Source organism: Ochrobactrum sp. RH2CCR150, assembly GCA_014138095.1.
Taxonomy (GTDB): domain Bacteria; phylum Pseudomonadota; class Alphaproteobacteria; order Rhizobiales; family Rhizobiaceae; genus Brucella; species Brucella gambitense.
In genome coordinates this window covers 66590-88917 of sequence record JACGXE010000004.1, presented here as the reverse complement: position 1 = coordinate 88917, position 22328 = coordinate 66590, and the positions used below count along the sequence as shown (strand labels likewise).

Sequence of the window (22328 nt, the reverse complement as noted above, 5' to 3'; positions counted from 1 at the left end):
TTACTCTACGAAAATCTTGACACTTGCAGCACGGCCTGCGGCGTCGATGACGGTCAGGGTCGAATAGCCGGTGCCGTCCGGTTGCCATGTGGCAGTGCGGCGGCGCTCCGGTTCTGCAACGGGCTTGCCGTTGGCGAGCCAGCGGAATGGTGCGCGGCCACCCTGTAGCTTGAGCACAAGCGGCGAAGCGGTTTCAGTCAGCGCTTTCAAATCCACATGTACGCCATCCGGCGGGAAGATGATGCGCGGCGCGGGTTCCGTGGCCACCTTCAAAACCGGCAGCGGATCGCTTGCCGATGAAAAACGTGTCTGCGTTACCGGCAGGTCGGCACGTGCTGTTCGGAATGCTCCGGCTGGTGCGCGCGGCAATGGCACTGAGACCACGCCCGACTTGACGAATGCATCGAACAGGATCGGCGCGGCAGATGCATAACCCGCAAGCCCCGGCACGGAGCCGCCATCGGCGCGTCCAACCCAAACGCCGAGAACGTAACGTCCGTCATAGCCGACCGACCACGCGTCGCGATAACCATAGGATGTCCCGGTTTTGTAGGCGAGGCCACGGCGCGGTGCACCTTGCGGCGGCACGACGCCAGCCAGAATATCGCCGATCTGCCATGACGCCTGTTCGGTGAGAATGGGGCCGGACGGTTGCGTCGGCTCAGCTGTTTCTGTTCCGTCGCGCAGGGCTGCACCGCGTCCACCATTGGCAAGCCCGGTATAAAGCTGCACCAGATCGCGCAGGCTGATCCCGGCACCACCAAGCCCGATGGCGAGACCGGGCGGTTCGTTCTTCGGCAGTTGCAGATTGATGCCTGCCTGCCGGAACCGGGTGGTTAGCCGGGCAGGGCCTATAGCGTCCAGCAGGCTGACAGTGGGGACATTCAGCGACATTTGCAGCGCTTGTCGGATACTGACATCGCCTTGATAGCTCATGTCGAAATTGCGCGGACGATAACCGGCAAAGTCCTGCGGGCGGTCTTCGATAATGGTTTCCTGCGCGATCATGCCCTGTTCGAAGGCAAGCCCGTAGATAAATGGCTTGAGCGTCGATCCCGGTGAGCGGACGGCGCGGGTCATGTCGATCCAGCCCAGTCGTCTGCCATCGAAATAATTCGCCGATCCGACTTCGCCGAGAATATTGCCGTTGCGGCTATCGGCCAGCACCATGGCCACCGACACTTTCGGTCCCAGTTTTGATGCTGCTTCTCGGGCAGAAGCTTCAAGCCCGCGCTGGACGGATTTCTTCAGCGTCAGTGTGTGACGAGCTTCCGTCGGCGCTTTCTTCAGCGCCAGATCAGCAAAGTGAGCGGCAAGCGCTGGTAAGGCATGACGGGTTGCGGATATGGCCTCGCGCTTGCCGCGTTCGGCTTCGTCGATGGTCAGGACATCGGCCTGAACCATCCGTGTCAAAACGCGGTCTCGCGCTGCGCGTGCTGTGCTGGCGGCACGGTCCGGGCGTCGCCGTTCGGGCAATTGCGGCAGGGCGACCAGCATTGCGGCTTCCGATGTGCTGAGCCGCAGTGGCTCCTTGCCGAAATAGGCGAGCGATGCCGAGCGCACGCCTTCCAGATTGCCGCCATAGGGGGCGAGTGTGAGATAGCGCTCCAATATCTGGTCCTTGCTCAGACGGCGCTCGATCTGCACCGCACGGGCGAGCTGGCGGAATTTGGAGCCGAAGCTGCGGCTTTCGCGTGGTTCAATCAGCCGGGCAAGCTGCATGGAGAGGGTTGAGCCGCCGGACACGATACGCTGATTACCGGCAAGCTGCACCGCCGCGCGCGCCAAGGCCCATAGATCGATACCGCTGTGATCGTAGAACCGCTTATCCTCATAGGCGATCAGCATTTTCACGAATTTCGGATCGACATCTTCAATGCGCGTGTTGAGACGCCAATAGCCGTCCGGTGTCGCATAGGCGCGCAACAATTCGCCATCGCGATCCATCACTTCCGTGGATATCGTCAGACGTTCAGGCAAGGGAGGAGGAAAAGCGCGGTCTAGCCAGTCAAGGCTGACCGTCGCAAGAGCGGCGATGCCGAGAATTGCGGCACCGCCAATCGCTATTTTCCATCGCCGTTTCATGTGTTGATCGTGGCCTCACCGAAAAGGTTAGGGCGCAGCAACCTCCATCATTCCGGTCGAAGTGCGGGCAGAATATTGCGGACGATACATGTCTTCGACAGTGGCTGCCGGATGGGTGTAAAGCCCCGGCGTCACCGCACGCACCACATAAGCAAGCACGATCTGCTTTTTCTCGCCTGCCGAACGGTCGAATGCTGCGACAAAGCGATCATCGCGGAATTCGAGATGCGCGGCTTCGGTGCTTTCAAGCCACGGGAAATTGCCGAGATCGGCACTCGAAACCAAACCCGGATTGTCGATTTCGAGACCGGCTGGCAGAAGATCGGTGACTAGCAGGCGCGATTGCCATTGCTGCAGATCGTCGATCTTCAGCACCACGACAAAACGCTCGTTCTGGCTGATGCCCGTAATGTTGGCTTCCTGCCCATCGAGCGTGTAATAGGCGCGCTCGATGTTGAAGCCTTCGCCACCGGCAGGCAGCGATTGTGCAGGCGGCGCAACGGCTGTCACCACGGCATCCACGGAATCGCTGCCCCGGTTCGTCACGACAAGCGGCTGGGCTTCGAGCGCATTGCCGTTGACCCGTTCAGAGAAAGCGCCCTCATGGGCGGTGCCGTTGATGTCGAGATTGATCCCGGCATTGTTCTCCTTGAGACCACGGGCTGCGAGCAGCATCCAAGCCTGATCCTGCGTGCTGAGATACTTCGCACGGTCGCGTTCATAACCGACAAGCGTGACGAGCGAAGGCAGCACTTTCGGTGCAGGTTTGCTTTCTGCCGCAAGCGCCAGCATGGCCGCACCATCACGCAACCGCGAACCATAATCGGAGCGATTATAGTCGAATGCCGTGTTGGTGCTCGCGCGGTCGAGCGCGACATTAAACACTCGGTCCGAACGCTGCTGGTCGCCGTAAAGCGCCAGCCCTGCGGCCAGCTGGGCGATTGCCATCGGGCTTGTAAAGTTATCGAGCTGCGTATCCGCGTAATAACGCAGGTCGCCGACCGAAGCCTTCTTGTTGCGCGCCAGCACATAGAGCGAATAGGCGATTTCGCTGCTACGATCCTTGGCGTCGGTGGTATAGCCGAGCGCGTTTTGCAGGTTCGACAGCGCCGAGAGCAGGGCCTCCTGCGGAACCGCATAGCCCTTTTCGCGGGCACGGGTGAGGAAGTCGGTGACATAGGCGTCGAGCCACAGATCGCCGGAACCGGGTCCCCACAGGCCGAACGAGCCGGACGAGGACTGATAGCTCAGCACGCGATAGATTGCGTCCTGCACGCGCTTCTTCAGTTCATCCTGATCGCCAAGACCAGCACTTGCTTCGGAGCCTGCCGCCATTTCGCTCAAGTAAAGCAAGGGCAGGGCGCGGCTCGTCGTCTGCTCGGCGCAACCATATGGATAGCGGTCGAGTGCCATCAAAAGTGACGGCACATCAAATGCCGCGCTGCGGGTGATGCCGACGCTGACAAAAGCACCGTCGAGCAGGCTTTCCGACAGCAGACCGCCATCGATTTTGAGGCTGCCGCCATTGGCGGGGAGACTGACCACTTGACGTGTCGTCACGGGCAGATCAACCGGGCGGACCGGTAATGACAGGTTCTGTTCGATGGATAGCCCAGCGTCGTTGGCGAGCCGGATCGTAATATTGCCCTGTCCCGTCTTCTGTGCGCTGAGCGGCACGGCGACAGACTGGCGTTTGCCACCGACCAGCGCGAGCGTGTCGGGATAAGAGCCGATCTGTGTGCCGAGATTGTCGCTCGTTTCGACGCTCAGACGATAATTTCCGTCAGGCGCGTCCGTGTTGGCGATATCGAGGCGCAGTGTCGCCTGATCTCCCGGTGCCATGAAGCGCGGCAGGCCAGCTGTAATGACAACCGGATCGCGCACGATCACATCGCTGGATGCGTGACCAACAGCCTTGCTTGTCCATGCCACGGCCATGACCCGGGCGGTTCCGTTGAACTGCGGAATATCGAAATCAACGGTTGCCTTGCCATCGCTATCGAGTTCGACAGGGCCGGAGAAGAGCGCGACCAGCTTTTCGGTTGGCGGACTGCCTTCCGCAGCCATGTTGCCGCCGTCACCGCCTGTGCGAAGCTTGCCGGTGGTGCCCAGCGAACCATCGATAAGGCGTCCATACATGTCGCGCAGTTCAAGGCCGAGCTGGCGTTGGCCGAAGAACCAGTTTTCCGGGTTCGGGGCCTGATAACGTGTCAGATTCAGAATGCCGACATCGACGGCGGCAACCATGACATAGGCCTGCTCGCCGCCTGCATTTTCCACCGAAACGGGAACCGAGAGCGTGCCGCGCGGGGTGATTTTCTTCGGCGGTGTCAGCTGGACGGCCAATTGTTTGTCGGCGGGATCGACCTTCAGCCATTTGAGGCCGATGGCGCGGGCGGGCATGCGGCTTTCCTGCGCGCTGCCCGGGCGGAAAAGCGTTGCAGTGACGTAAGCGCCAGCGCCCCAGTTTTCGCCGACTGGAATGTCGATGGTCGCGCCGTCAGCCGATACGCTCTCGCTGATGGTTGTCAGCAGTTTTTCCGCGCCGATGGTGATCAGCAGCTCACCTGCAAAACGCGGGCTGATCTTCAGCTTCGCGGTTTCACCGGCTGCATAATGATCTTTATCGAGCGCGATTTCGAGACCGTCGGGCGTTTCCGTCGAGGTCGCGGCCACATACCAGCCCGCGTCGAATTCGTAGCTTGAAGCCGGACCGGAAGCGTCGCCCGTCTCGATTTCAAGGCGATAGCGACCCCAGTCGACCGGCTGGGTGATGCTGGCTTCCGCATCGGCCTTTAGGTCGATCTTGCCGGTTGCAACCGACTTGGTGAACGTGACCGGCTCGTAGTTCCAGCTATTGCCGCTGCGATACCATTGATAATTGCGCTCGACCTTAACAAGCGACCAGACGGCACCGTCAAGGTTCGTGCGGTTGCCGTTGGCATCCGAAGCGATGAAACTGAATTTTGCGGTGCCGCCTTGCGGAACTTCGTCACCGGAGAAATCCGGCCTGATGCCGATCATCGATCCTTGCGGACGAACGGCAAGGTCAAGCTTGCGTTCCACGGCACGACCGCCGCTTTCGCGCATGCGAACGGTGACAGCTGCATTGATAAGTCGAGTGGTGGATGGAAGATCATCAATCACGACCGGGAAGGTCGCCTTGCCATCGTCGCCAACCTTGGGCAACTGATCCAGCGGCAGGCGGGTGGCTTCGCCCTGACCTTCATCGGCCAGACCAAAATAATAGCCCTTGAACCGGTCCCAGTCTCGCTTGGTCGAAAGCGTGACTTCGCCTTCGAGCGCCAATCCGGCGGCGGGCGCGCCATAGAGGAAGCGGCCATCGACGGTTACATTGGCGGTTTCGCCGCTGGCGATCTCCGGCTTGTCCGATGTCAGGTCGAACTCAATACGATCCGGCACGAAATCTTCAACCAGGAACATCTGCGAGGCGACCGCCGGTTGCTTGGGGTCGGTATAGATATTGAGGTTCCATGTGCCACGCATGGCATTGGCGGCCAAAGTCAGGTCGACAGAATGTCCGCCAGCCTTGCTGCTATCCGATACGAGGCGACGATCTTCCACGCCGTCCGGGCGCGTGAAGATGAAAGTCAGCGGCAGGTTGTCGACGGCCAGCGACGCATCGTCCCGGGCAAGTGCTGCGGCATGAACCACTTCGCCTGCGCGATAGATGCCGCGTTCGGTCCAGGCATAAACATCGAGCGCCTTGGGTGCTGCGCGCCCGGTGACACCGCGATCGGAAAGATCGAAGCCTGCACGCGCCATATCGAGGAAGACAAAATCATCTTCACCCTGATTGGCCATCAGCACAGCAGGAACCATGCCGTCGGAGCCGCGGGTGAGACCTGCGGTAAAGGTGGCGCGACCGTCGCTATCGGTTGTCGCTTCGCCCAACACTTCGTTGTTGCGAGCCAGCAATGTCAGCTTGACGCCGGAAAGTGGCTCCGCCGTTTCGAGCGAACGCGCGAAGACATTGATGCCGTCCTGACCGGTATAGGTCGAAAGCCCGATATCCGACACAACGAACCACTGGGTCGCCTTGGTGTCATAGCTTTCGCCGCTCGCCTTGATCGGCTCTGCGGTCAGCACGTAGACGCCGGGCTTTCGCTGCGGCAGTGCTTCATCGATGGGGAAACTGGTGGTAACTTCCTTATTCAGCTCGGCAGCAGCGGTGTCGATTTCGCCTTCCCAGACGGGCGCGCCCATCTGGTCGGAAATCGTGCTGACGTCATAGCCGTCGAGCTGACGCAGAAACTGGTAGCCGGACAAAAGCTGCGCCAGCGAACGGTCGCCGATGCGATAGAGCTTCACCTTGGCTGCGCTCATATTGACGCTGACCAGTGGAATGCCGCGACGCGCCTTGGCAGGCAGCACAAAGCTGTCGCCGGTAAAGCGCACCGATGGCGCGCGGTCCTGCACATAGACGGAGAGCGTTACCGGTGCTGGTAATGTCTCACCGATGGCGGCGGGCAAACCGGCGCGGAATGTCACGCTATAGGTGCGGCCATGTTCCAGACCTTCGACGCAGATCTGGCGATCCTTGGCTTCAATAGCCTTGGGTGCGGCGCTGTCCAATGTCACGAAGCTGGAATAGTCGGTGCCGCTCTTGACCAGTTCTTCGGAAAACTGCGCGCAGATGCGTGGCGATGCATTGTCGTTATCGACACTGTGGTCGACGATGCGGAAACCTTTGCGCGCCTTGAGGTCTTCATAGGCGGCGCGGACGGAAGCTGAATTGACGAGATTGAGGCTCGCATCATAGGCCTGAAGGGCAGGTCGGGACAATTCGCGACGGTCAAGCGCCTGTGCCATCGCATTCAGTGCGTCGGCTCGCGCGGCTTTACTGCGCGAGGTCTGATAGCCGTTCCAGGCTGCGGATGTCGCGTCGCGCTTGAACTTCGTGGTTTCTTCGCTGTTGGAAGGTTCGGTTGCCAAAGTGGCGAGAGCCAGACCGGTCCAGAGCGTGCTGTCGTCGGGCGAGGCACCGGCTGCGGCTGCAAACTTTTCCATCGCCGTGCGCGGATCGCTATTGGCGAGCGCGGAGGCTGCTTCCGCCTTCAGCGTGCTGAGGCCTTCGCTGCTGTCCGCAGCCAGAACAGCTGTACGGAAACGACGTGCTTCATCGACAAGATTGTCAGCGAAGAAAGTAACAGCTGGCGGCGCGCCGATGTCGGCCTTGGCTGTGTCCTTGGTTGTGCCCAATACAACCTTACCGGCTATGGAGCCAACCGAAGGATTGAGCTTGTTGAAATCCGTCTTGAGGAAGCACCACTTGACCTTCGGATTATAGGTGAAGGCGCGGCAGGCATTGTCACCGAGGCAGGTGCTCTTGCACTGGTCCAGCGTGACGTTCTTTTGGGTGCGCAGGTCGAAGCCGAAATAATCGCTGTCTTCGGTGATTTCGATACGACGCGTTTCAGCGGCGTTCGAAGGAGCGGGCGCAATGGCAAGCCCTGCGGTCAAACCGGTGATTGCAGCCAGCGTCAGGAAAACCTGCGCCAAGAACGCGCGCGCGTGCCGCAGTTTGAAACCGTTAAGCATTTGCCTCTCCTTGCGATTTCGGTGCCCGGCCAATGTCCCCTGGCAGAGCGGAAAGAATCTGCGCCATGTGAAGCTTGCGCACAACCCAGAGTCAAGTTGCTTTGCTAATATATACAGTGTTCAATCATCATCACCCGCAATTATGGCGGCTGTTTCAGCTCCATCTGCCAAGCGTGCTTTCGGCGTGCAAATTGAATGAGACGTGTCGCGATTGAGACTGAGCCTTGCTCCCTTCGCCGTTACGTTTTCACTTTCTGACATCTTCGTTTGTTGTCCAACCTGGAGGAGGTAGACATGAGCAGGAACCGTGGCGTCGTCTATATGCGACCCGGAAAAGTCGAAGTACGTGACATCGAAGATCCGGTGCTGTCTGCACCCGATGGGAGGAAGCTGGGTCACGGTGTCATTCTGAAAGTCATCTCAACCAATATATGCGGGTCGGACCAGCATATGGTGCGCGGACGCACGACCGCGATGCCGGGGCTTGTGCTTGGCCATGAAATTACTGGCGAGATCATTGAGAAGGGTTCCGATGTCGAGATGCTCGAGGTCGGCGACATCGTATCGGTGCCGTTCAATGTCGCCTGCGGCCGTTGCCGCTGCTGCAAGGAGCAGGACACAGGCGTCTGCCTGACCGTCAATCCGTCGCGTGCTGGCGGCGCCTATGGCTATGTCGATATGGGTGGCTGGATCGGCGGGCAGGCCCGCTACGTCATGGTGCCTTACGCCGATTTCAATCTGCTGAAATTCCCCGATCGTGACCGGGCTATGGAGAAGATCCGCGATCTGACCATGCTGTCGGATATTCTGCCGACCGGCTTTCACGGCGCGGTCAAGGCGGGTGTTGGTGTTGGCTCGGTGGTCTATGTGGCGGGGGCCGGACCAGTCGGGCTGGCCGCCGCAGCCTCGGCGCGAATTCTTGGCGCAGCTGTCGTGATGGTTGGAGATTTCAACAAAGAACGTCTGGACCATGCACGCAAGGTGGGTTTCGAGCCGATTGACCTTTCCGCCAGCGACCGTCTCGGCGACATGATCGCAGAAGTTACCGGCAGTAACGAGGTGGACAGCGCCATCGATGCCGTGGGCTTTGAGGCCAGAGGCCATAGCGGCGGTGAACAGCCCGCAATCGTGCTGAACCAGATGATGGAAATCACCCGCCCTGCTGGCTCCGTTGGTATTCCGGGGCTCTACGTGACGGAGGATCCGGGCGCGGTGGACGGTGCGGCCAAGCAGGGCAGCCTGTCGCTTCGCTTCGGGCTTGGCTGGGCCAAGGCGCAGTCATTCCATACCGGCCAAACACCGGTTCTGAAATATAACCGGCAGTTGATGCAGGCGATCCTGCATGGGCGTCTGAATATTGCTGAAATCGTCAATGCGGAAGTCATTTCGCTTGAAGACGCAGCGGCTGGTTATGAGAGCTTTGATCAGGGCGTAGCGAAGAAGTTCGTTCTCGATCCGCATGGTATTCTCGGTAAAGCCGCGTAATCTTGCGAAAGACCGAAGCGCTGCGCCCTCGCGCGGCGCTTCAGTTGTCGCCAATTCCGCGCAGCTACGCTAAAACAGCAGGTGGTAGCGACGATGCGGAGATTTCAACATGACCGACATTCGCCTCAAACGGATTTATGAAGCGCCATCAAGCGATGATGGCTATCGGGTTCTGGTTGATCGCGTTTGGCCGCGGGGCATGACCAAGGAGAAGGCCGCCATCGATCTCTGGGCAAAAGATGTTGCCCCGTCTACAGACCTTCGCAAATGGTTCGATCATGATCCCGCGAAGTGGGGCGAGTTTCAAAAACGCTATCTTGCCGAACTGAAAGATAGGTTGCCGGATCTCAAAGCACTGGTTGCCAAAGCCGGTGATGCGCCGCTGACATTGCTTTATGGTGCGAAGGACGAAGAACACAATCAGGCCGTCGTTCTGCATGAATTCATGCAGCACATCTGATTAGACAAGATTGTTGGGCTCTAGAGCGAGAGCGCCATCAGGTCGTGCCGGATTTGATCTCCATTGCCGTGCGAGAGGTTCTTTTCGATTTCCGCATGTGTGGAGGTCCAGATGGGAACAGCGGCGGCTAGAGCCGCCTTGCCATCTGGCGTCAGCTGCAGCAAGCGCTCACGGCGATCAGCGGGATTGACTAATATTTCCACCCAACCCTGTCTTTGCAGTGGCTTCAGAGCCGCGGTGAGGGTCGTCTGATCCATTGCCAGCAATTCAGCCACCGGTTTCATCGGCGGTGGCGCAGGCCGGTTGAGCGACATCATCAGGGAGAACTGCCCATTAGTCATGCCAACCGGACGAAGAGCCTCGTCGAAACGCCGCGCAAGCGCGCGAGCTGCGCGCTGGACATGCAGGCAGAGGCAGGTATCTCTGACCAAAAGGGTTGTTTCAAAAGGGACATCGGCAGCGTTTGACATGATCCATTAATATTGATATCAATGTAAATCGTCAAGCAAATATCCCGATATAAACTGGGCGTTTTACCATCCGGGGGGCGGAGGAGGACTTGCATCATGAATGAAGTCGTATCCCGCGAAGTCTGGCTTGAGGCGCGTCGCGCGCTTTTGGCCAGAGAAAAGGAAGCGACGCATCTTCGCGATCGCGTCAATCAGGAAAGACAGGCATTGCCCTGGGTCAAGGTGGAGAAAGACTATGTCTTCGACACCCCGGCTGGGCGTCGAACGCTGGCAGAGCTTTTTGACGGACGCAGCCAGCTGGTCGTTTACCACTTCATGTTCGGGCCGGATTGGGAGCAGGGTTGTGTCGGCTGTTCTTTCCTGGCCGATAATCTAGACGGCGCGCTGGCGCATCTCAACAATCACGATGTCACGCTTGTTGCTGTCTCGCGTGGGCCTCTTGCAAAGCTGGAAGACTATAAGCGGCGCATGGGCTGGCATTTTCCATGGGTGTCGTCCTATGGCGGCGATTTCAACTTCGATTTCCATGTGTCGTTCGACAGGGCCGAGATCGAAGAAGGACGCGTTTTCTACAATTTTGACAGGCTGGCGCCAGAGCAGGCACATGACGAACTGCCTGGCATGAGCGCCTTCCTCAAGGCCGATGACGGCACGATTTACCACACATATTCCAGCTATGCGCGCGGCATCGAGGAGTGGATTAGCACGCTGATGATCCTCGACCGGGCACCGAAGGGGCGTAACGAAGACAGCACAATGCACTTCGTGAAACGCCACGATGAATATGCCGCGTCAACGGCAAAGCACAGCTGCTGTAGCTGAACGCTGAATTTAAATTCTGGGAGGAATGACAATGAAAGACGGAGCATCACCGTTCGTCTGGTACGAACTCATGACTGAAGATGCCGCCGAGGCCGCGAAGTTTTACGGCAACGTCATCGGCTGGAATACGAAAGACTCGGGCGTACCCGGTGTGAATTATACTCTTCTTGAAGCGCCGGGCTGCGCCGTTGCCGGTATGATGGCGCTTTCCGATATGCCCAGTGGAGATTGTGGCGCAAAACCCGGCTGGCTTGGCTATATCGGCGTGGCCGATGTGGATGCTATGTCCGAGAAGGTTGCCGCCGCAGGCGGCAAGATCCTGCAACCGGGCTATGACATTCCAACCGTCGGGCGGTTTGCCATTGTGTCAGACCCGCAGGGTTCTGTCTTTGCGCTCTTCGAGCCGAAAGACCCGCCAGAACCGCCAGCTGACTTTGGTTCGCGCAAGGTGGGCCACCCCGGTTGGCATGAGCTTTATGCCAAGAACGGCGAAGAAGTCTTTGGTTTTTATGAGAAAGTGTTTGGTTGGAAGCTCTCTCGTGACTTCGATATGGGAGCCATGGGCAAATACAAGATATTCAGCATAAACGGCGCAGACGCGGGCGGCATCATGACGGCCCCGCCAAATGTGCCCAATGGCTGGGGCTTTTACTTCATGGTGGATGGAACGAACGCCGCTGCTGAACGCGTCAAATTGTATGGCGGTACAGTGACTTTCGGACCGACCGAAGTGCCGAATGGCGAGTGGATCATCCAGTGTCTTGATCCGAAAGGCGTGGCCTTCTCGCTGGTTTCAGCGACACAATAAGAGGCGTGCGCGAAAGCGCACGAAACAGTCAGAGCGTCAGGCGGCTTCTGGTTTTAAATCAGAAGTCGTCTTCGTGATGATAATGGCGCAGATAGGCGAATGCTGTTCCCACCAGGACCGGCAGAAGCAAGATTCCCGTCCAGAATATAATGTTGCTCATTTTCTCCCTCCCTGTTGCCCTTTAACCGAAACGATAGCCTGAGACAGTATGCGGGCACTTCGAAAAACGCGGAAAGCGGACATTTGTTCCAGCCAGCATCGCTTGCGCGTAAAGCTATTGCCATAACGTCCGGCTTTGAGTAGAAGTGCGAATACATCAAGAGTTGGGGAGACGCCCAACGCCAACCTGCCGCTCCGGGCAAGGTGGTACTCCCTGACAAGGGAGGATGTGGCCAAACCGGCAATTATGCGGATAAAGCCACTCGCGTCTACCTGACAGAACTAGGGACCGACGCGATCATGCCGATAAAAATTCCTGACGATCTGCCAGCAACCAGTGTTCTCCAGGCCGAGGGCGTTATGGTCATGCGCGAGGCGGATGCCGTGCGTCAGGACATACGGCCCCTGCGCATCGGCCTGCTCAATCTCATGCCCAACAAGGCGACCACTGAAACGCAGATTGCCCGCCTGCTGGGCGCAACTCCGCTTCAGGTGGAACTGACGCTCGTGCGCATCACCAATCATGTCGCGCGCCATACCTCCGCCGATCACATGCTGTCTTTCTACCGCCCATGGGAAGATGTGCGTGATGAGCGCTTCGATGGCTTTGTGATCACCGGCGCGCCGGTGGAACGGTTGAATTTCGAAGACGTAACCTATTGGGATGAGTTGCAGCGCGTTTTCGACTGGACACTGACCCACGTACATCGCTCGCTGAACATCTGCTGGTCGGCGCAGGCCGCCGTTCATCATTTCCATGGCATGGGCAAGTATGAACTGCCGGCCAAGGCTTCGGGCGTTTACAGCCAGCAGAATCTTGCGCCAGCATCGCCCTATCTGCGTGGCTTCTCGGATGATTTTACCATTCCGGTTTCACGCTGGACGGAAGTGCGCAAGGAAGACATTCCGCAGAATAGCGGCCTGAATGTCCTCGTCGATAGCGCTGAATCCGGCCTTTGTCTGCTGGAAGATCCAAACCATCGCGCGCTGCATATGTTCAACCATGTCGAATATGACACTACGTCGCTGGCTGATGAATATTTCCGCGATATCCAAGGCGAGCCTGAAACGAAGGTGCCTGCGAATTATTTCCCGGAAGACGATGCCACGCGTCCGCCGCAAAACCGTTGGCGCGGCCATGCCCATCTTCTGTTCGGCAACTGGATCAATGAAATCTACCAGTCAACGCCGTATGATCTGGAAAATATCGGCAAGAAGTGATCGCCGCTGAATAAAGAAAACCCCGGAATGGAAGTTCCGGGGTTTTTGTTTGGGTGAAGCAAAATCAGCTGCCGACGCGATCGAGCCAACGATGCCATTCGGCTTCCGAACCATGGAACACGTTCAGGTCGATCTTGTTGCTCACGCCCTGAGACAGACCCGATCCCGAATATTGCCAGAACAGCCATGGGCGGCCCGGATAGACCTTGGATGGGTGCTGGGCGACAGCGCGCAGCCAGAACGGGTAGTTGGTGAAAGCGCCTTTCAGATTGTCGTCATAAAAATCCGGAGCGGTGTAGATGACCGGGCGCTTGCCGTAATGGCGCTCCAGCTTGTCCATGAAAACCTGCATCTTCTCGCGCACCTGTTGCGGCGACGGGCGACGGCGGCAGGCGGAATCGCCGTTCCATTCCACATCGATCACCGGCGGCAGTGCATCGGGATCTTTCGGCACATTGCGGATGAACCAATCGGCCTGCTCGCTGGCAACGCGGCACCAGTAGAAGAAGTGATAAGCCCCGCGCTTGATCCCGGCTTCCTTGGCCTCACGCCAGTTCTTGCGGAACATCGGGTCGAGATGATCGCCGCCATCGGTCGCCTTGATATAGGCGAAGTTCGCGCCTTGCGTGCGCAGTTTCGGCCAGTCGATATCGCCCTGCCAGCGCGAGACATCAACGCCGTGAACGGCGAGCTTGCGCGGCGACGCCCGGCCAAAATTGATCGGCTTGGCATCACGGAAGCGATGGCTGTAAATTCTGGAGCGGTCCTGTGCCGAGCGGGCTTGTGGTTCGAGACGCACTGCCGGATAGGCCGCAACCTGTGGTGCAGGCATGCGCGGCGCTGCTGCCTGCGGTGTGGGCACTTGGGGAACGGGGGCTGGTATCTGTGCGACTGGCCGTTCCTGCAAAGGTGCGCGCGGTTGCGGCGCAACGGGTGCAGGCGGCTGTACCTTGAACGGTCCGCCATCGGGAACAGGTCCGGCCCAGGCGAGCACTTCTTCTTGCGGCGGGAGTGGCTGCGCGCGCGGCGCGCTTGCTGTCTCGGTTACGGCTGCGGGCGGAACCGGCCTCACAACAGAACTGGTCATCTCCGCCGAGGGTTTCGGCTGGAGCATGATGCTGTCGATGCCGGAACTCGATGTGCAGCCCGACAGGGCGGCGCAAGCGAGCGCAATGGCAGACACGACCAAAGAACGCGAAGGCGAAGAACGCATGGGCACCCGTACTCAAAACAAATGGGCTGCAACGCTCTTCCGAGTCATTGCTTTGTTTAGAGTAGCGGCAAAAACTGAATCCAAAGTTTACGAAAGTGCTAACGCACGCGGTTCAAATTGAGCTTTCGAGGATTTTTATCAATGCTGTTGCAGATTTCTCCAAGTGGGCTTCATCAAAACCTGAGAAACCGAGGATAAGCCCTTGTCGGGGTTGGAAAAACCTGTAGAGCGGTGAGAGCGGTTGAACGTTAATCCCGGCATCTGCGAGTTTTTCTGCAAGCGCCACATCATTTTGGTTGTCGGAAAGCGCCAGCAGCAGGGTCAGGCCCGCAGGCGGCGCTTCGATCCTGAAAAGTGCCGGTTCACCGGGAGACAATGCCGCGATGAGCTTGTTGCGACGTGAGGCGTAGAGGCGGCGCATCCTCCGGATATGTTGGGCGAAGGCGCCGGTTTCGATGAACTGAGCCAGCGCGGGTTGCGCGAGAAGCGACGGCGGCGGTAAAAGCTCTTGTCGAAGTGTGTGAAACTTGTCCGTCAGTTGTGGCGGCACAATCAGGAAGCCAAGCCGCAAGACGGGCGAAAACACTTTCGAGAAACTGCCGATATAGAGAATGCGGTCGCGATCAAGTGACATCAGGGCCGGAAGCGGCTGGCCGATATAGCGGTGCTCGCTGTCATAATCGTCTTCGATGATGACAGCGTCGCTCTCGCGTGCCCAGGCGATGAGATCGAGCCGCCGGGCCAGCGGCATGGTTACACCTGTTGGGTGATGGCGGGCAGGCGTTACAAATGCCGCTCGCGCCTGCATGGCGGCTTGCCGCCCTGCTGCCACATCGAGACCGTTGTCATCGACAGGCACCGAAACAGCGTCAATTCCCTGACCGCCGAGAATATTCCGGGCGGGAGAATAGCCCGGTTCTTCCATCCAGATTTTGTCGCCGGGCGTGAATATGGCTTCGCGGAGCAGGGAAAAAGCGTCAGTGCTGCCGCCGGTAATCAGAATCTGCTCGGGATCAACAGCCATGCCACGCCATTCGTGCAGATGGCGGGCGAGGGCGATGCGCAGCGGTAAATGGCCGAAAGGATCGTGGCCGTTCAGTAGGCTGGCGTTAGGGTTGCGCCAGATGCGTCCCAGCAGTTTGCCCCATTCCACATGGGGGAAATGATCGCTGTCGAACACACCTTGCTGAAAAGGCTGCGGCTCCCGCGCTGGCTCGGCTGTCGTCCTGGCGGTGCAAAATGTACTGATTTTTGTGCCTGCGGGCCCGGTTTTCAATGTCACTTCCGGCAATTGTGCAGCAATACGCGTGCCTGATCCGTGCCTGCCTTCGAGATACCCCTCGGCGATCAGTTGGTCGTAGGCTGCCAGTGCCGTGGCGCGAGAGACGCCCAATTCTTCCGCAAAGGCGCGTGTTGATGGAAGGCGGCTTTCAGGCTTCAGCCTTCCGGTCAAAACAGCCTGCCTTATCTGTTCCGCCAGCTGCACCGCGAGCGGGGTATCGCTCGTCCGGTCAATGCCGAACTCCGGTATCGATGCGATAAGTGGCATGGTTCTATATCTTTTAAGTGGTTATTCTCAACATACCACTATGGCGGCATTTTGCATGTATTGAAAGTCCAAATGCAGACGGGAACGACCAGCATGACGAATGCCCCCACAGACAGAACCAGAATGAAACGCCTGCATGATCGCGGCCATTATGATGCGGACAGCGTGCATGCGATCATCGATGCGCAGCCGCTTGCCCATGTGGCCTATGTTTTCAACGGAACGCCCTATGTGTCGCCAACGCTCGTATGGCGTGAAGGCAGTTTCATCTACTGGCACGGTTCATCCGCGAGCCGCATGCTGGAAGCCTGCGAGGAAGCAGAGGTCTGCGTCAGCTTCGCCACATTGGACGGGCTGGTACTGGCGCGTTCTGCCTTCCACCATTCCTGCAACTATCGTTCCGTGATGGCTTTTGGCACTGCGAGGAAGATTACGGATGTCGCGGCGAAGGAACGGCATTTGCGTAGTTTCGTGAATGGACTGTTTCCAGATCGCTGGGAAGGGCTGCGCCCGATGATGGCGAAGGAACTGAAAGCGACCATGCTGTTGGAGCTGGAGCTGAACGAGGCGTCGGCCAAGGTTCGTTCTGGTCCGCCGAAGGATGACGAGGCGGATTATGTGTTGCCGATCTGGGCGGGGGTCATCCCGGTGACGACGCAGCTTGGCGACCCGATTGACGACGAACGTCTTTTGCCGGGCGTAACGGCTCCGCAAAACGTGCTGCAATTCGGCTATCTGGCGGATGCGGCGGAATAGGCAGCCAAAGTATCAGGCCGCCGGGGCGTAAACGGAGCCTAGGCGGTCTTGGACCGTATGACGGCAAATTGATCGAGCGTCGGGGCAGCATCCGCACGATGCTTGACGCTTTCGATCTGCTTCATGAGTTCGGCGATCTTTTCCGGTTGAAAGACACCGCACTCGTAAATCTGGATGATTTCACGAACCAGTTCGTCCTTCAGGGGCGAGGTAACCGGACAACAGCCAATGGCCGTGCAAGTCTGGATATAGGCTTGCTGCAGCCTTGCCAGCTCATCGGCCTTGAACCGTCCGAAGTAATAGTCCCTCGAAAAAGGCATTCCATGCATTCCGCTATGCGACCCGTGGGAGCGGCCCACCTAGGTCAGTGTTCGGAAACTTCCCAATCTGCTATGGCTAACGATAGCATATAACCGGAAACCCTAGCTGCCAATCGTTTACGTCTTGTAAAATATTTGTGTTTTTTGGAATATTTATTGCTAAAATAAGTATTGTTTCAATAAATTATCCATCGCTTACTCAAGCCTGCTGTCACAGGAAGGTGATCAGCGCAGGAAGACGGTATTTGCCTCGGTCGTCATGGCCATGGCTTGCATGAGTGCCGCCGCGTGCAACAACCGGTCTTTCTCTGCGCTGCTTGCGGTCTCTGATACGGCCAGAATGCGCGTTGCACCGGCCTTGGTGGTTTCGATCAGCGTTGCAGGGTCGAAAACAGCCAATGTCCGCAGCATGTCCTGTACCGCCATGCGCACATCCGGCACCGGATGGTCGGTCAACTGCGCAAGTTCTAACGCTGCCGAGCCGAGGTTCAACACGGCCAGCATGCCGCGTAAATCCTGATGTGCCTCGGTTGAAGCAGCCGAAGTCTCCGTCACCAGCAGACGCGAGATACGGTCCGCGCTTTGGCTGATCCATGCTTCGATGGTGATTGAGCGCGGTGCGGAACCGATCTTCTTCAGGCTGTCGCGCATGGCGCGTTTCATGCGGCGCTGTGCGGCATGGGTGTTTGGCGGGAAGAGCAGCGAGAAAACAAGCGTTCCAATGCCGATGCCGAGAAGGAGTGCGATCACACCATTCAGAAAGGAGGTGGCGTCGACCCGCGTGAAATTATCAGGTCCGATCAAGTCCCAGAAGAAGATTGCGAATGCCGATCCTTTGGCAATTGTCGATGGATTGCGCATGGCGAGCCCGGCGCAGATCAGCACGGGCGCAATGACGATCGTGAAGGGCAGAAACCCCCATATGACCGGCAAAACGCCGAAATTCATGATCGCCGCTACCACTACGGCGATGGCGGAACCTTTCAGAAATTCCGTGCCGCTGGCAACCGGGTTTGGTCTGGTTGCGAAAAGGGCGTTGACCACACCAACGACAATGACAAAACCGGCCCCTGACGGCCACGCGGTGAAGATCCAGATCGCAGAAGCGGCGGTGAGAGCTACGAATGCGCGAATGCCGTTGATCACCGCTGCCGTGTGATCAACGTGATAAGAAAGGCGAACACGGTTGGCTTTTGGGTGGGTTGTGTCGAGTTCGGCCTCTATACCCAAAGCCTGCTCCTGAAAGCCGAGCATACTTCGCAACCGATACAAGAACATCAGCCGCCCGGATGCGAGATCGGCATTGCTGGCGGTTTCTTCTTCCGCCGTGCGGATGATCTTATCGCGTAAAGATTCCAGATCGACGTTTTCGTCACCATCGGCGATCCGCGCCATGGCGTCTCGTGCTTCCAGCAGCAATGGGTCGTCGCGTGTGGTCTGCGAGGGCATTTCCAATATGGCGCGGACGGCCGATGCCTGCTGCAGCGTGACGACCATGGCCTGACGGAGATAGCCGACGCTGCGTCGGACAGTAACGGAACTCGCGGCCTTGTATTCAATGGCGGTATCGAAGGCTATGGCGTTGCGATAGGCGGTTTGGAGCGCGCCGGTTCCGGCTTCTCCGCCGAGCATTTCAGCGCAGAGTTTTGTCGTCTGTCGCATGAATTTTCCAAGCTGCGCGCGCGCTTCCTCAAAAGGATTGTCGGTGCTGAAAAGCCAGGTGATGATTGCTTCGGTGACGATGCCCAGCGCGATGTAGATCAATCGCGATACGGCGATTTCAAACACGTTGTCCGGATCGGACAGCGAGTCGATGGCGACGATGGCTGCCGTATAGCCCGCGAGCACCGCGCCATAGGAGCGGAAGTTACGCAATCCCGTCGAAAGAGCCGTGCAAAGGCCGATCCAGCTTGCAAGAACCAGCAGAAACAAGGTTGGCGTCTGGATGAAGATTGCCGTGAGCAATACGGCGACAACAACACCAATTGCCGTGCCCATTAGACGATAAATGCTCTTGGAAACGCTCATTGCGCGGCTGCTTTGAGCGACGATCCATACTGTCATGGCGGCCCATTTCGGGTCGTCCATATTCATCAGGAAGGCGATATAAAGCGCGATCAGCGATGCGGCGGTAGTGCGTACCGCAAAAATGAGATCGTTCCGCTTGATGATCATGATTTCAATAGGTTGCCGCAAGAGACCGAAAGAATGGCGATAATAAAAATGACGATGATAGTGGTTTGGCTGCTGCGTCAAGCAACTATTGTTTCAAAACAGCGTGTGTGGGCGCCTGTAGAGGTTGTCGCTTTATTCCAGAGCCATAAAATAGGCTGCAAGTTTATTGAAAGCTGATTGAAAGCTTGGCTGCTGTAACCATTCTCCACCGATTAGAGGAATCGGCTGCATATCAGGAGGAGGGTTCGGCTTTTGTCGGACTGAAGCATTCCTTGGAGGAGCCTATATGAAAATTTCAACGAATTCGCTTCGGCTTGTTTGGCGCTCTGCGCTGTTGAGCAGTGTCATGGCGCTGGGCGCCGGTGCTGCGCATGCCGAAAAACTGACGGTTATTGTCGGTGGCATGGAAAAGCAGATCTATCTGCCCGCTGTACTGACCGAAAAGCTTGGTTACTTCAAGGATGAAGGCCTCGACGTCGAGCTGATCAACAGCCGCGCAGGCGTGGACGCCGAGAACGAACTGCTTGCCGGAGCCGCACAGGCCGTTGTCGGTTTCTATGACCACACCATCGACCTTCAGTCGAAGGGCAAGTTCATTCAATCCATCGTACAGTTCAGTCAGGCGCCGGGTGAAGTGGAACTGGTTTCGACCAAATATGCCGATCAGATCAAGTCACCTGCCGATTTCAAGGGCCACACGCTGGGCGTGACGGGCCTTGGCTCTTCCACAGACTTCCTGACGCAGTATCTGGCAGTGCGCAACGGGCTGAAGCAGGGCGATTACACGCTGCTGCCGGTCGGCGCGGGCAATACCTTCATCGCAGCGATCAAGCAGGACGCCATCCAGGCCGGTATGACTACCGAGCCGACGATTGCCACCATGCTCAAGACCGGCGAAGCGAAGGTTCTGGTCGATATGCGTACGCCGGAAAAGACGGCCGAAGCGCTTGGCGGACCTTACCCGGCTGCGTCCTTCTACGTGCAGTCGGCCTGGCTTGAAACCCATAAGGAAGATGCGCAGAAGCTGACCAATGCTCTGGTCAAGACCATGCGTTACATCGCTTCGCACAGCGCCGAAGAAATCGCCGAGCAAATGCCGAAGGACTATTATGTCGGTGACAAGGACCTTTATGTGAAAGGTCTGGCTGAAGGCAAGGCGCAGTATACGCCGGATGGCCGTATGCCGAAGGATGGTCCGGAAACGGTTCTGAAGGTGCTCGCAACCTTCAAGAAGCCGTTGCAGGAAAAGCAGATCGACCTGTCGAAGACCTACACGACGGAATTCGTCGACAAGGCCAACGCGACGCTCGACGCCGCGAAGTAAGCGGGCCCCGGCTGGCGTTCGCAAATGAACGTCAGTCCCGCCGACCCAACCACATTCAACAGCATTGCAGGCGCGCAATAATTAGCATTGCGCGCGAGCGGTGCCGCACATCCGCGAGGAACCTATGCTGATGGAAGCCCCGAAAACCATTGCGCGCGACGAAGCCGGTAATGGCGCGCCCGCAATCGAACTCAACAATGTTACCCGTCGCTTTGTCACGCCCGACGGCAAGATGATGACGGCGCTGCGCGATTTCACCATGCATGTCGGCAAGGGCGAATTTGCCTGCGTCGTCGGCCCTACCGGCTGCGGCAAGTCCACGACGCTCAATCTCGTGACCGGTCTCGCCAAGCCAAGCGCCGGTGAAGTGCGCCTGATGGGGCAGCCGATCGAAGGCATCAGCCCCGATATCGGCTTTGTCTTTCAGGCGGATGCGCTGTTTCCCTGGCTCAATGTCATCGACAATGTGAGCGCGGGTCCACGCTATCGCGGCTTGGGCAAGGAAGAAGCCTATGAAAAGGCGCGCAGTTGGATTGCCCGCGTTGGCCTTGCACGCTTTGAAAAGCACTACCCGCACCAGCTTTCTGGCGGTATGCGCAAGCGCGTGGCGCTGGCCCAGACCTTCATCAATGAGCCGAAAATCCTGCTCATGGACGAGCCGTTCAGCGCGCTCGACATCCAGACCCGTACGCTGATGCAGGGCGAATTGCTCGACCTTTGGCAGCAATCCGGCGCTTCGGTGATTTTTGTCACCCACGACCTCGAAGAAGCCATTGCTCTTGCCGACAAGGTTTACGTGCTGACCGCCGGACCGGCTACGGTCAAGAGCGTTTACAACATCGACATTCCCCGCCCGCGCGTCATGGAAGACATTCGTTACGACGACAAATTCGTCGAAATCGCAAAAGTGATCTGGGACGACCTGCGTGAAGAAGTGCAGATCGGCCAGCAGCGCGCGCTGGCAAGCGGCAAATAAAACCGGGAGGAACCGACATGACTGCACAAACTCTTGCTTCTCCCGCGGGCGCTCAGGCCAATGGCAGCGCTGCGGAACTCGCCCGCACGGAAGCGACCTTTCGCGCCAAGTCGCGCCAGCGTCGCGCCGTCGTTATTCTCGTTCGCCTCGCCATTCTTTTCGCAGTCCTTGGCGGCTGGGAACTGGGCGCACGCACGGGCTTTATCGACCCGTTCTTCTTTGCCAGCCCGTCGGGCATCGCCGACCAGATCTGGATCTGGATCACGGAAGGCACATCGCAGGGTCCGCTTTCCGAGCAGATCATCGTAACGCTTGAAGAAACCGTGCTTGGCTTCCTCATCGGTGCTGTGGGCGGCGTCATCTGTGGCATCATTCTCGGCCGTAACAAGTTTCTGGCCGATGTGTTCTCGATTTATATCAAGATCGCCAACTCGATCCCCCGTGTTGTTCTCGGCTCGATCTTCATCATTGCGCTTGGTCTCGGTATGGCTTCCAAGGTCGCGCTTGCCGTGGTCATGGTGTTCTTCGTGGTCTTCGCCAATGCGTTCCAGGGTGTCCGTGAAGCCGACCGCGCCTTGATCGCCAATGCACAGATTCTGGGTGCTTCACCCTCGCAGATTACTCGCTCGGTCATCATCCCATCGGCCATGAGCTGGATTCTGGCCAGCTTGCATGTCAGCTTCGGCTTCGCGCTTGTCGGTGCGGTGGTGGGTGAGTTTCTGGGCGCCAAGAAGGGCGTTGGCCTGATGATCTCGACGGCTCAGGGCTCGTTCAATGCCAATGGCGTTTTCTCCGCCATGGTCATTCTGGCCGTGCTGGCTCTGGTGGTTGAATACATCATCACGCTGATCGAAAATCATCTCGTCAAGTGGCGTCCGCAGGCTTTGTCCGAACAGGGCAGCTGATAACGAAAGCTGAGAATTGATAGAGCGGTTCCGTCGGA

Annotated in this window: 16 protein-coding genes and 1 riboswitch; of the genes, 9 read left to right on the top strand and 7 right to left on the bottom strand. The window is 58.1% G+C overall.

What is annotated here, in order from left to right; all coding sequences use genetic code 11:
* The gene (pbpC, locus tag FHW03_RS10325) at nt 1-2085 is read right to left on the bottom strand and encodes a penicillin-binding protein 1C (protein ID WP_182520552.1); all 2085 of its coding nucleotides are present in this window, start codon (nt 2083-2085) and stop codon (nt 1-3) included.
* Between the two features lie 27 nt (nt 2086-2112).
* Entirely contained in the window at nt 2113-7647 is a 5535-nt protein-coding gene (locus FHW03_RS10320; RefSeq protein ID WP_182520551.1) for an alpha-2-macroglobulin family protein, read from the bottom strand.
* Nucleotides 7648-7941: 294 nt separating this feature from the next.
* Between FHW03_RS10320 and fdhA the strand changes: the two genes are divergently transcribed.
* Nucleotides 7942-9132 (top strand): formaldehyde dehydrogenase, glutathione-independent, encoded by a 1191-nt coding sequence (gene fdhA, locus FHW03_RS10315; RefSeq protein WP_182520550.1) that lies wholly within the window; start codon nt 7942-7944, stop codon nt 9130-9132.
* A gap of 109 nt (nt 9133-9241) precedes the next feature.
* A complete protein-coding gene (locus FHW03_RS10310) occupies nt 9242-9592 on the top strand; it encodes a DUF488 domain-containing protein (RefSeq protein ID WP_182520549.1) in 351 nt (116 codons plus the stop codon).
* Nucleotides 9593-9612: 20 nt separating this feature from the next.
* On the opposite strand, the gene FHW03_RS10305 is transcribed toward FHW03_RS10310, so the two are convergent.
* The gene (locus FHW03_RS10305) at nt 9613-10062 is read right to left on the bottom strand and encodes a MarR family winged helix-turn-helix transcriptional regulator (protein ID WP_182520548.1); all 450 of its coding nucleotides are present in this window, start codon (nt 10060-10062) and stop codon (nt 9613-9615) included.
* 93 nt (nt 10063-10155) lie between these two features.
* Here FHW03_RS10305 and FHW03_RS10300 point away from each other — a divergent pair, with 93 nt between their 5' ends.
* From FHW03_RS10300 to metA, 3 genes are all read left to right on the top strand, one after another.
* Nucleotides 10156-10884, top strand: coding sequence for a thioredoxin family protein (locus FHW03_RS10300; protein WP_182520832.1), 729 nt, complete (start codon nt 10156-10158; stop codon nt 10882-10884).
* Nucleotides 10885-10915: 31 nt separating this feature from the next.
* Nucleotides 10916-11692, top strand: a complete 777-nt coding sequence (locus FHW03_RS10295) for a VOC family protein (protein WP_182520547.1) — start codon at nt 10916-10918, stop codon at nt 11690-11692.
* Nucleotides 11693-12000: 308 nt separating this feature from the next.
* Nucleotides 12001-12110: riboswitch (SAM-I-IV-variant riboswitch) on the top strand.
* A 41-nt stretch (nt 12111-12151) separates the two neighbouring features.
* A complete protein-coding gene (gene metA / locus FHW03_RS10290) occupies nt 12152-13072 on the top strand; it encodes a homoserine O-succinyltransferase (RefSeq protein WP_182520546.1) in 921 nt (306 codons plus the stop codon).
* A gap of 64 nt (nt 13073-13136) precedes the next feature.
* On the opposite strand, the gene FHW03_RS10285 is transcribed toward metA, so the two are convergent.
* Together FHW03_RS10285 and FHW03_RS10280 are read right to left on the bottom strand one after the other, a co-directional pair.
* Nucleotides 13137-14285 (bottom strand): GH25 family lysozyme, encoded by a 1149-nt coding sequence (locus tag FHW03_RS10285; protein WP_182520545.1) that lies wholly within the window; start codon nt 14283-14285, stop codon nt 13137-13139.
* Nucleotides 14286-14397: 112 nt separating this feature from the next.
* Complete coding sequence (locus tag FHW03_RS10280) at nt 14398-15834, bottom strand: PLP-dependent aminotransferase family protein (protein WP_182520544.1); 1437 nt, start codon at nt 15832-15834, stop codon at nt 14398-14400.
* 93 nt (nt 15835-15927) lie between these two features.
* Here FHW03_RS10280 and FHW03_RS10275 point away from each other — a divergent pair, with 93 nt between their 5' ends.
* Entirely contained in the window at nt 15928-16590 is a 663-nt protein-coding gene (locus tag FHW03_RS10275) for a pyridoxamine 5'-phosphate oxidase family protein (RefSeq protein ID WP_182520543.1), read from the top strand.
* A gap of 38 nt (nt 16591-16628) precedes the next feature.
* Here FHW03_RS10275 and FHW03_RS10270 read toward each other — a convergent pair whose 3' ends face one another.
* Nucleotides 16629-16910, bottom strand: coding sequence for a hypothetical protein (locus FHW03_RS10270; protein WP_182520542.1), 282 nt, complete (start codon nt 16908-16910; stop codon nt 16629-16631).
* Between the two features lie 225 nt (nt 16911-17135).
* A complete protein-coding gene (locus FHW03_RS10265; protein WP_182520541.1) occupies nt 17136-19085 on the bottom strand; it encodes an FUSC family protein in 1950 nt (649 codons plus the stop codon).
* 286 nt (nt 19086-19371) lie between these two features.
* Between FHW03_RS10265 and FHW03_RS10260 the strand changes: the two genes are divergently transcribed.
* The 3 genes from FHW03_RS10260 (at nt 19372) to FHW03_RS10250 (ending at nt 22290) form a co-directional block, all read left to right on the top strand.
* A complete protein-coding gene (locus FHW03_RS10260) occupies nt 19372-20409 on the top strand; it encodes an ABC transporter substrate-binding protein (RefSeq protein WP_182520540.1) in 1038 nt (345 codons plus the stop codon).
* Nucleotides 20410-20533: 124 nt separating this feature from the next.
* Entirely contained in the window at nt 20534-21385 is an 852-nt protein-coding gene (locus FHW03_RS10255; RefSeq protein ID WP_182520539.1) for an ABC transporter ATP-binding protein, read from the top strand.
* 17 nt (nt 21386-21402) lie between these two features.
* Nucleotides 21403-22290 (top strand): ABC transporter permease, encoded by an 888-nt coding sequence (locus FHW03_RS10250; protein WP_113533464.1) that lies wholly within the window; start codon nt 21403-21405, stop codon nt 22288-22290.
* Nucleotides 22291-22328 lie beyond the last annotated feature (38 nt).